2 protein-coding genes are annotated in these 12,303 nt (G+C 54.8%); one reads left to right on the forward strand and one right to left on the reverse strand.

The features are described 5' to 3' along the window. Window positions 1-65: 65 nt before the first annotated feature. Window positions 66-11,054 (reverse strand): FkbM family methyltransferase, encoded by a 10,989-nt coding sequence (locus QZQ97_RS05650; protein ID WP_311992626.1) that lies wholly within the window; start codon window positions 11,052-11,054, stop codon window positions 66-68. Window positions 11,055-12,030: 976 nt separating this feature from the next. Here QZQ97_RS05650 and QZQ97_RS05655 point away from each other — a divergent pair. Then, window positions 12,031-12,282, forward strand: a complete 252-nt coding sequence (locus QZQ97_RS05655; RefSeq protein WP_062870850.1) for an acyl carrier protein — start codon at window positions 12,031-12,033, stop codon at window positions 12,280-12,282. Window positions 12,283-12,303 lie beyond the last annotated feature (21 nt).

A 12,303-nucleotide genomic window follows, 5' to 3' on the forward strand; every position in this document is an offset into this window, starting at 1 on the left:
CACCTCTTTCAACGGGCTGGCAAAACCGTACGGATTATTCGGTCAGTAATCAGTGTGCTGCGCGATCAGGGTTCGGACGATTCAAGGGTGAGCAAGGCCTCTTCCCTCACCATTTTCAAGTTGCTGAGCCGCAGGCAAAGCGCGCCCGATTCGTCGTACACGCACAGGTCATATCCGGGGAGATCGCCGGTGATCACCAAAGACGCATGTTCCGCAGGCGCGGGGGAAATGCAGACCGTCGCGCGATCTGGAACCGGCTTATAAGTCATGATCGAATCCAGCGAGAAGGGGTACCACTGTCCATGCGCCGGCGTTTGGGGATGACAATAACGATTTAGCGCCGAGAGCAACTGCCAGCAGGCGGTCAGCAGCGCCGGCCGGAACCGTGTTGCCTGCGGCTGATGCGACCGTTGCGCAAAGGCGCTGAGCCGCACCAGCAGCTGTGTGCCGTCAAAACAGATTTTTTCGGCCACCGCGTGGTTGTGTAACCCGCTTTCATCGATTGTCCGTTTGATTTGCAGCGCCGCCTGCTGGTAATGAGGCACTTCCAGTCGTGCTTCCAGCGCCCTCAGATCCTGCACACGGCTGCCGACGCCGGCGGATGCGTTCAGGGCGACCTGACCAAAATGATGAGTCACGGATTGATGCTCTTTCTCGGTCACGCACTGGAAATAGAGACCGTCATCCTCGTGGGAGAAATAGATTTGAATATGGCCATCTACCGCGTCCTGTACGCTGGCCAGTTGTCCCCACAGCAGATAATTCAGTTCAGCCGCATGTCCTCGGGCGGATGACTCGCAGGCGCTCAGCACCTGTTCCAGCAACCATAATCCGGGGAGGCGGTCTTGCGCAGACATTGCGCCTGCCGCCAGCAGGTTCTCATAAGCCGTGAAATCCATCGGCGCATCATGCATTTGCGCAAGCGTACCGGAAACGGGCGCCGCGTCTGCCGGCACGCCCTGAGTCCCCTCGGCAGGCGCAGTGGGCAGATCGACCCAGTAGCGTTCACGGGCAAAAGGATACGTCGGCAGAGACACTTTTCGAGGGCTGAGTGCTGGCGTCCCCGTTAAATAGAGAATATCCCAATCGATATTGACGCCTTTGACCCATATCTCGAGGAGTTTGGCGAACTTGCCCTTGGCGGCCCAAGCTTGTACCAGGCCATGCATATCGTCATCTACGTTAAAAAGCGACAACACATCGCTCTGTGATTTGCTCTTGCCACGGAAGAGCGGATCGCGGGTTTGCTGCTCGCCGTCGAGCGCGGCTGCCAGCCGGCTTTGCAACTCATCAAGCGTGTGCGCGACAAATCCTAACCGCTCACTCATCGCTTCACGTCCGGTTTGCAGGGTATAAGCCAGTGAGTGCAGGTAGGCATTCTCTTCTCCCGCCTGGCCTTCTTGCGCCCGCATCCGGTCAGCCTGTTCGCGTACATGAGCCAACAAATTGACGACGCTTTGCCTGAGCTGCGCGTCGTTTTTCGCCGACAAGACTATCAGCGCAGGTTCGCGCGTGGCGGGTTGCCCGGTAAAGATGGCGGGCGCCTCCTCGCTTGAGAACTGTTCAATCACCAGGTGGGCATTGGTGCCGCTAAAGCCGAACGAACTTACGGCCGCCTGCCGGCGGTGCCCCGCTGCCACGCTCCAATCCCGAAGCTCCCGGTTGACGTAAAAGGGTGAGCCGTCCAACGCAATGTGTTCATTGAGCGCCTGATGCTGCAACATGGGCGGTATCTGGCGATTCTTCATCGCCAGCAACACCTTAAGCACCGAGGCGACCCCGGCGGCTCTCAGGGTATGACCGATATTGCTTTTCACCGAGCCCAATGCGCAGTAATTCGCTTGGCGGGTAAATTGAGCGAAGCTCTGCTTTAAACCTGCAACTTCGACGGGATCGCCCAGCTTGGTGCCCGTCCCGTGAGCTTCTACGTATTGAATGCGCTCAGGATCGATCCCAAAGCGGGTGTATACCTTCTGCTCCAGGCGCGACTGCGCGTTGCCGTTCGGGGCCGTGATTCCGTTGCTTTTGCCATCCTGATTGACACCCCACCCTCTGATCACGCCATGAATGACGTCCCGATCTTCAATCGCCTCTTCCAGACGTTTCAGCAGCACCACCCCCACGCCTTCTCCAGGAACAAAGCCATTGGCACGCTGATCAAAGGTAAAGCAGCGCCCATCTTCCGACAGCATTCCGGCTTTGCTGGTCATGATGTGCATGCTTGGGCCAGCCAATACGCACACCCCGCCGGCCAACGCCAGATCGCAATTGCCCAGCACCAAACTGTCACAGGCCGAGGCCATCGCCACCAAAGAGGATGAGCAGGCGGTATCGATAGCCAGACTTGGCCCTTGCAAATTCAGGTGGTAGGCGATTCTCGCGGCGAGAATCGACGCGGCATTTCCCATAAAGGTTTGCGCATTGAGTTCCATGCCAAAGCGCGCTTCGTAGTCACCCTCGCCGCATCCGACGAAAACGCCGCATCGGCTGCCGGACAAATCGGCAGGGTTGTACCCCGAGTCTTCTATGCAACCCCAACAGGCTTCAAGAAATACCCGCTGCTGCGGATCCATCAGCTCGGCTTCGCGAGGAGAAATATTGAAGAACAGCGGATCAAACTTGTCGGCATCGTCCAGCACCCCCATCCATTTGGAGTAGGTTTTTCCGGGTGCTTGCGGGTTAGCGTCAAAGAACGCCGCTACCGGCCAGCGTTCGGCAGGCACTTCTGAAATGCAGTCGGCGCCGGTGCGCAAATTCTCCCAGAACTGCTGCAAATTCTTCGCTTTCGGGAACTGGCCGGACATACCGACGATAGCAATCGCCTGACCTGCGGCAGACGCCGATTCTGGCATTGCCGGCGAGTCTGCACGCTGGGTGCCCCGCTCTTCCGGCCTGGCGGCCGGCAGCGGCGCCTCATGCCATTGCACCGTAGGTTCGGTCGGCGCCTGACTGAGCGGCGCTGGCGCCACGGCGTAGCGTTGCACCAGCGCGGCGAACTCTTGCAGCGTAGGATAGCTGTATATTTCCGCTGCATTCAGCGCCAGACCGAAGTGCTGGTTAATCTTTCTGATCCAGGTGACGCCGGTTATCGAATCCAGGCCCAAATCAACAAAAGCGATGTCGGGATCGATCGCCTGCGCTTTAATTTGCAACTCTTGAGACAGCGTTTGGCTTAAAAACGCCAGCACGTTGGCCAACGGGGTTTCCACATGGCCGGCGCTGTCTGCGGCCAGGCTGTCGGCGGACAGCGCCGGCACGACGTCTTTGGCCTTATTCGCTTTAACGGCATGAGGGTCAGCCACGGCAGCACTGAGGCCCGCGTTATCGATCACCAACGCGGTGAAGAGTTTCAGATTGGGGTAACTGTAGATGTCGGCGGCGTTGAGCGAGAGCCCGTATTCCGCATTGACTTTTCTCACCCAGGTGACGCCGGTAATCGAATCCAGCCCAAGGTCGACAAAAGGCTGCTCGCTTTCAACGTGCTCGGCTTTGATTTGCAATTCTTCGGTCAGCATCCGCCGCAGGAGAACATAAACTTTATCAAACAGCGCCTGAGGCGTGTCTTGTGCAGGCTGCCCGGTGCCGACGGAATGCGGTTCATTCACCGTCAACGCGTGAGCGCCTTGCTGTGGAGCGATCGATTCCCCGTGGTTAAAATGCCGTTGGATACGCGATAACACCTCTGGATTGCCGACAAAAGTCCGGTCATGCATCCGAAGCTCCTGTGCGTAGTTCACTTCGACGCGATCTCGCAAAGGCTGCGAGCGTTGCGTTTTCCAGGCAACCAGCTCAGCGCGCGATTTCTGGGCGACCGCACTGGCGGCAGCCAGCGCAAAGGGCAACACCCGGGCGCGTTCAAGCACCGGATTTTTGAGCCCGCGTTGCAGGAGCTCATACCCTTTATACTCGCAGGCGGTAAACAGCGCTTCCCTGGCGAGATCCAGGCCCAGCCGGCTGGGAAGAATCAGCGTCGCCCCAGCCCCTGGGGTAAATCCGTAACGCATATACGGACTGTAATAGACGCTTTCCAGACTGAAGATCGCCTCATCGCAAAACATACCTACGGCCCATCCCGGACCGATGCCATGCCCTTGCATCGCAGCGATGACCGGAATTTCACATTCCAACGGCAAGGCGAAGATTTTTTCGTCGGTGAACTTCGCTTCGCCTTTCTGGATCGCCTGCAACGTTTCCAGCGTGCCGCCGCTGGCAAAATAATGGTCATATCCGGTTAGCACCACCACTTTATAAACGTGATGTTGGCGGATATGCGCAAAGATCTCTTCAAAACCGGCTACGAAGGCTTTCGAGAATTTATTACGGCTTTCACGCTCACATAATCGGACCAACAGTACGCCATTGTCATACGCCTCCGCCTCGATAACTGCGGAGCTGAGCACCACTTTGCGCGGCTGGCCAGACGGTGCCGGCAATTGGCCGTTTTCGAACGCCTGCACCCCATTTTCCGGCAGTAACGGACCAGCAACTGCGGCGTCCGGCGTAAACGCGATCGGGCTGTCTGCCGGCACGGCAGAGAGTTGGACCAGCGTGGCCGCCAAATGCTGCTTCAATTGAACCAGCGCTTCTCTGGGCGCTTTCGCCAGCTCCCGCGCCAGTTTCAGGCTTTCCCCAATAACCTCTGCCGACGGGAAAACCGGCATCAGCAGCCCCAGCGTTTTCAACTGTCGGCCTTCCTGCTGCCGCGCGTCGGTCAGCAAGGCCTGAGCGGCAGCGGGCGTGAAACGCTCGCTCAGCAGGTGATACAACGGCTGCGATACCCGTTGATCGCCGCTGGCGTAGTGATAGCGGGCCGTTGCGCTCAAGACGGCAAAATCGCACAGGCAGGCGAGCAACCAGGCATACCCTTTGCAATCCCCAGGCACAGCGGCGATCACAGGAAACGGCATCGTCAGCACGGTACGGTACAAGGCATGCTGCAAAAACAGTTCATGGTCATGCTCAATATCGGCAAGAAATCCCTGCTCATCCCCGCAGAGCAACAGAACGCTGATGTCCGTGCGGCGTTTTAACGCCGTCAACATGTGAGAAAGATGGTTGGCCGAAACCCCGTCGGTGCCATGAAGGCGCAGCGAGAATACGCCCTGGCCTTCATCCGTTAGCGGGATGGAGGCTATATCTGCCTGCAAATCCGCCGACTGGAAGGTTTGCAAGGCGGCCAGCACTCGCTTGCCCGGCGCACTTTCAGCCAAGGGAACGGCCATGATTGCCGGCGAGACATCGGCCGCAGATATCGCCCCGGCATGCGGCATGGCGCGGGCCGGGCTTTCGGGCAACCAGTAACGTTCTTGTTCGAAAGGATAATGCGGCAGATTGGCCACGCGTTGGCGCGCCGTCGGATACCAGGCAGACCAGTCAATTTGCCGCCCCTCCAGCCACTGCCCGGCCAGCCCTCTCAGGTCGTGTTGCTGCATGGCGCGGTCGATCTCCGCCTGCTGCCCCGCGCTGTTGCCTTTATTCCGCTCGCCTTGTGTCACGGCGGCGGTGAGATAAGTTTGCGCAAATGCATGCCGGCTGAGGTAGTCCTCCAGCCCCGATAGCATCTCCGCCTCACTTTTTCCGGCAACCGCCAGACGATGGCCCAAGGATTCTCGTCCAAGCTGCAACGTATAAGCGATATCCTTTAGCTGGCCGAGAGTCTGCGGTGAGTGTTGCTGAAGATACGCTTTCAGTCGTTGAGCCAGGAGGTGCAATTGCGCTTCACTTCTTGCGGAAAGCAACAACAAGGCGGGTTCGTGATCCCGCGCATTAAGCTGTTTTGTTGGCGCCCCTTCGTCACTCGCAGGCTTAAACTCTTCAAGCACCATATGCACATTGGTCCCGCTAAAACCGAATGAGCTCACTGCGGCTATCCGTTTGCCCTCAGCGTTCGGCTGCCAATCCTGAACCTGGGTATTGACGACAAACGGCGTTTCTTCAAAGGGGATCAGCGGGTTCGGTTGGTCATAGTTGGCGCTGGGAGGCAACTGGCGATGTTTGAAAGACAGCAACAGCTTGATCAGCGCGCTGACTCCAGACGCATGAACACAGTGACCGATGTTGCTTTTGACCGAACCAATGGCGCAAAAACCGATGCGTTGGGTTTGTCTGCGGAAGGCATCTGTCAGGGCGGTTATCTCTATCGGGTCGCCCAGTTTGGTTCCGGTGCCGTGGGCCTCGATATAGGTCAGTTCATCGGCGTTGAGATTCAGTTCATCGTAAACCTGGCAAATCAACTCGGTCTGCGAACGGCTGCTCGGCGCGGTGATCCCGTTGGTTTTGCCATCCTGGTTCATGGCGGATCCTTTGATCACGCTATAAATAGGGTCTTTATCGTTAATGGCATCCTGCAGGCGCTTCAGGACAACAACGCCGACCGCCTCTCCCGGAACAAAACCGTCGGCCCGATGATCGAAAGGTTTGCAGCGCCCATCAGCCGACAGCATGCCGGCCTTCGCGCATAAAATATGGAAGTTGGCGGTAGTATGAATTGACACGCCGCCGGCGATCGCCATTTCGACCGCGCCGCTTCTCAAGCTTTCGCAGGCCAAATGCACCGCGGCCAGAGACGACGAAGACGCGGTATCGATCGCCATCGCCGGACCTTTCATATCCATAAAGTAAGCGATGCGCGCCGCCAGAATCGACGAGTCGTTCCCCATGAATGAAGAGGCGTCTAACGGAACACCATGGTGCCGCAGATTAGCTTGGTAATCGCCGGCATCCGCGCCGGCATAAACGCCCCACTTCTTGTTTTTGATGTCCCGGTTGGCATATCCCGCATCTTCCAGCGCGTGCCAGCTTTCCTGCAGGAACAGGCGTTGCTGAGGATCCATCTGTTTGGCTTCTTTACCGGAAATACCAAAGAAAGACGCGTCAAACTTATCAATGTCCTCGATAAAACCGCCCCTGCGGCCGTAGGTTTTATTCGGTTTGGAACGATCCTCATCGTAATAGGCCGCAATATCCCAGCGTTCTGCCGGCACGTCAGAAATGCAGTTGCCGCTTGCCAGCAGCATCGACCAGAACTCGTCAGTGTTCGCAATGCCGGGGAAGCGCGCAGACATGCCAATGACGGCGATATCCCCGCCGTATTGGGCCTGTTCGCCGGCCTCATTCGCGGTTTTTCGGTTTTGATTCACCGGAGCCCTGGCGCGACGGCCAGCATCATCGGCAGGCACCGCGTCTGGCTGTTGCGCCGGTTGCATGCGCGCCACAATGGCAGAGCGATAATTTGCCAGCAGATAACGGCGCAAATCACTGACGCAGCCGTAGTCGAAGAGCACGGTGCTGGGTAGCCTGATCGAGAAAGCGGCGTTCAATTTGACCGCCAGGTTAATGGCGGCGAAGGAGTCGACGCCATACTCGGAAAAGGCTTTGGTCTCGTCGATATCCACCCTTGCCTTCAGGCATTCATGCAGGCTCTGCTCAATGGCCGCATCGATGAAATGCAAAACGGCATCGTTGTCGATGTCGTCTGGCTGATATGCTGTCATCGGTGGGCATGCCCGGTTGGTTTGCGGCAGCGAGAGCCGACCGTGCTGCTCGGCAACCCGCTGCATTTGCCGCGTATCCTGTGATTGCCCGTGCGGCAGAGAGGCGGTCTTCTGCGCAGAAGGCGCATTGTCACTCGCTGAATCCATAGCCTGAGGCGAAGGGGTAAATGCCAGTTCGGCCAAGACGGCGGCTGGTGCGGCATACGCCCAAATACCGGACGACTCCCGCACCATTACCGGGAGGCCGCGCAGGAAGTTTTCCGCCGGCTGGTTTTTATCATTGGCTGTAAAGTGGATCCCCACAGTGTGCTTCTTCCGTTCCAGAGCGATTCGCCCCAGCGCATTCAACACCTGATATTCAACACCGCGTCCCAGCACGCGGCAACTGAGCAATAGACCATCGACGGACAAGGCGTGTTCGTGTTCGGAACACAGGCACAGGCCGCAGATGCCGTAATCGCCAAAGCGGTCGGAAACGCGGATGCTCCAACACCCCTGCTCAGGATGCTGAATGCGGGAAAGGATATCTCCGGCGGAGTATGGCGCTTTGACAAGGTTGAACTGGTTGGTGCGGTGCGTTAGCTGAGACAGCCTTTCCGCCTGATCCGGCGTGGCCGGCTGGAGGGTGACGTCAAGGCCAAGCCCCTGAATGAACGCCTCCATGCTGAATGCACTTTGGCGGAACGCTTCACGCCGGACTTGCTCCTGATAAAGATGGGTGCGTTTTGCATCCTCATCTGTCGTGCTGCGCACGTGATCAAAGGCCCAGACATGCGCCAGGAACCCGGGAATGGCGTCGTTACTCTCCGGCAATTGCAAACTGAGCACCTGCGGGCAACGCGCAGAGACCTCGGCGCATTCAATCGGACTGTCATCAAGAAAAACAAAGCTGTCCAAGCTCAGATTCAGCGTTTTTGCCAGATGTTGCAAATTGTCAGATTTGGCGTTCCAGTTGATTTGCACATCAACAAAATCATCCCATTGCAACACCATGTCGTCACGGCTGTCAAAGACCTGCTTTACATCCTCCTGGTTATTCTTGCTCACCAGGCATAGCAACATTCCCCGCTCTTTTTGGCGCAACATAAACTGCTGCAAGGCGCGGAAATTCGCATCGATAGTGATGCCCGCAGCGCCCTGTTCGCCGACTACGCCAGACCACAGCGTGTTATCGCAATCCAGGGCGATCACTTTATAAGGCGGACGCCGGCCGGCATGGGCATGGCGCACGAGAACGGCGGCGATCACATCGAAAAATGCAGGCGTATAGGGAATATGTCCCATTTCATCACGCACGTCATCGTGATAGTCGGTAATACCATAAGCCTGCAGCTGATGATTCAGGTCAATACAGCGAATCTCCGCCTTATCGCCCTGTATGCGATGCATCATCTGAGCGACTTGCGTTAACAAGGTAGCGGAAAACCGCTCACGCATGGCGGGGGAAGGCGGGCAAAGCACGAAGAGCGTCGGGCCTTGACGACGGTGCGGCTGTTCTCCGACCAGGGTAAGCAGATCGTTAAAGTTATCGCGGACGCCTTGTTCAACGGGGGACAAACGCGGCGCATTGTCAGCCTGAACCGCCGGACGTCTGGCATAAAAGTTGGCGAGCCCGGAAGACTTAAGCATGTCCTCTTCCACTACCGCCAGCTCATAACCTTTATCACGCAGCAGTCGGGCGATTTTTTCTGCCGTAACCCCTTCTTTATCATGAACTTCAACTACGATCTGGCGAATATTCGGCCAGACATCATCGGCAATGCTGCTTAAAATGTCCCATTCACATTTTTCCGCATCTACCTTCAACAGATCGATAGTCTTTATATGATGCTCTTGCATGATGCTGGTCAACGAACGCATCTGCACTTGATAAGTTTGTTTTTGCAGTCGTTCGCCGATCATTGCATCCAAATGTTCGCGAATGACCTCACCGTCCATGGCGCCAAGATGCTTGGCCACCTCATTTTCCATGGATTTTTTCAGCGCTTCGCCATCTTCCGCGTCATCGGTATGAAACCCGGACCACACTGAAGAGTTGGGATAAAAAACAAATTCGGCCTCGCCATCTTTGTCGGCAATGCCCACTTGCAACGCTTTGGCTTCAGGCGCATAGAGTGCGAGATTGTTGCGAAGAACGGCGTGGGAAATCGGTGACGGTTCGCAAGAAAAAATACGTAAATCAGGACATTGAGTTATAGCAAACAGGGAAAACATGCCGATGTTGCCGCCAATATCGACGACCACATCCCCTGGCGCAAAGGAAATACCGTGTTTCACGTATGTTTTCTCTACGAAAATTTCTTCGTACAGATAGCGAGTTTCATAGGGTTTCAGATGCGCGATCTCCATACCGTTAGGCAGGACGAAGCGCTCACAATTCGTCAAATGATGATTGATTTGCTCCGGTGAAACCTGAGGAACGCCATTTTTCCTTGGCGCTGGCGCCGCATCATTGGCGATCAGATCTTCTAATCGACACAGAATCGCATTTACGCCTGCGGCGTTTGTCGCCAGCACACTCTGCGGACTGAGCAGCTCCTGGTAAACCTGATTGTACGGTGCAAACGTGATGCGATCATGCCAGTTCAGTTGGGAGAACCAGGTCTGCAGAGGCTCAACGATCGGTTCTGCCGTAAAGGTGGCGGCGATTGCCCATGTTTGCCCCGCCTCCGTTGGCGCGGCGGCAAGCGCGCTCTGTTCACCCTGCCCGGCTTTATGGTATGCCCGTATATGCAAGCCTTTCATCTCCACCAGTACATCCCCCGATTCACTGACTATCAGCACGTCGAAAACCCCCTTCTCAGGCGAGTGTGAAGACGCCTGTCTTGGGACAGAAAAAACATCGCACTTTGGCATTAATGGCTTGTGGATCAAGATATTGTCTAACGAGAAAGGGACATGAATTTGCTCAGGACGGTCACCCCATAGGGTTTTTCTGGCACCAAGTAAAACCGTTTGTATTGCGGCGTCGAGGATGTAGGGAGAAGGAATGCCTGTCAGACTGCCTTCATCCGCACAGATCTGGCCCCAAAAAAGCGTTCGGTTGCAGTGCAGCGCATGCAAACACTGAAAATTGCCCCGGTAATCAATGCCGGCAGACAGAAACTGGCGGTAAATGTCATCACGAGTCAGCCTATGGGTGAAGGTTTGCGCTGTGATATCGGGCAGAGGAAATACGGAGCCAACCGGCCTTTCGTTTGCTTCGGCAGCGTTAAAATCGAATGACACTACGCCCGTCGCATGGCGCTTTGTCGCCTTACCCGGCACCTTTGACGTAACCCAGTAAGTTTTATCATCATCTTCATCGCCAAAAACAATGTTCACCTCGCAGGTCGCCTTATCCAGAGTCATCGGCGAGAACCAGACTGCATTTTTTAACTGCATAGGATAAATGCCATCAGCATTATTAGCGTCGTTATTATTCAATAATGATGACGCAACAAAATGAATATATCCCATCGCCGGAAGAATAGGTTCGTTCAGTACCACATGCCCAGAAACAATAAGACTGCTGTCACTTAACGTGTACGCCGACATCACGACCCCTTCACCAATATGCATGAATAGTTTGGTTAACCTTGGAAGGCTTCTTCACTTAAAGTTCGATTTCAATATATTTAGATCCCAACAACTATAACCAAAACTTAAAATGACACATGGAGCTGTCGCGCAAAAACTATTTCAAAATATTTCAATTGGTTTAAATATTAACATTTAATTAGATTTTCTTAATGAAAACAGGGGTGTTAATGTTAAGTCACACTAAACGTTTTCAGCATGCAAGCCCAACTGGCGAGCGCCCTCCGCCTCGTGTAATGTTGATAAAATGAACAGTTTCATTGAGTCGGCAGTGATAACCACCATCTTGTCCTTACGCCGCGGGTTGCGACTCTGACAGCGTAAAGACGCTTGCCGAGAACGCATTACTGCATGGTCAAGGAAGATACCTGCGGAACGGCTGAGTAACGCAACGCCGCATAAGCAACACCGGGTTAAAAATCACATCAAATTGATTTTAAATGAATAATATCATACCCCTCTCGTTGCTCGTTTACCCTGTCGGGTATCGACTGCCAAAGTGAGTGTGCAGCGAGAAACACGATAGCGGGCACCAGCAGCATAGTTCGGCCACCTTGCATTGCGATGAGCCTATTCCCTCCCGTGGGCAGCTATCCTCAAGGCCGATCGAGCTGCGAAAGCATCCGGATTGGATACAAAAATGCGCCAAAAACAGGCGCTAACTGCAGGTGACAAAACTGTAAAAAAATTGATAAATACTAATTGACACTCCTTTATTTTCCCTGATATAAGATTGCCAACAAAGCAAAAAGTTAAGCATTCTTCATGATTATTCTTGATTGAACTTGGTTATTCCTGGTTAATTCCTGAGGATCAATAATAAAGAAAAGCCGGTTTTTCGATCGAGCTTCATTATCAGGGGATAATTAACCCTGATGTTCCTCTTTGGCGTTGAAATTAAGAAATTCATTCTCATTCATGTTAATTCATACTCACCCATGCAAGTAAGGAGCAGTGTATGAGCCCAAAGAGTAAAGAAGACATATTCAACATCATCGTAAAAAACCTATTGGAAACCCTGCCACACCTGGATGCCGGTGCTATTACTCAAGAAGACAGCATGCGAGATTTAGGCGCCAACTCAATTGACCGTGCGGATATTCTCCTCTCAAGCATGGAAGCCATTGATGTCATATTCCCTCTCCACGAAGCCGCTTCTCTAAAAAACATCGGTGAGTTAGTCAGCTTCCTGCACACCAAAGCGCAGTAACCATTTCATTTGCATATGCTG

It is taken from the genome of Serratia sp. root2, from assembly GCF_031931805.1.
Classification (GTDB): Bacteria; Pseudomonadota; Gammaproteobacteria; order Enterobacterales; family Enterobacteriaceae; genus Serratia; species Serratia inhibens.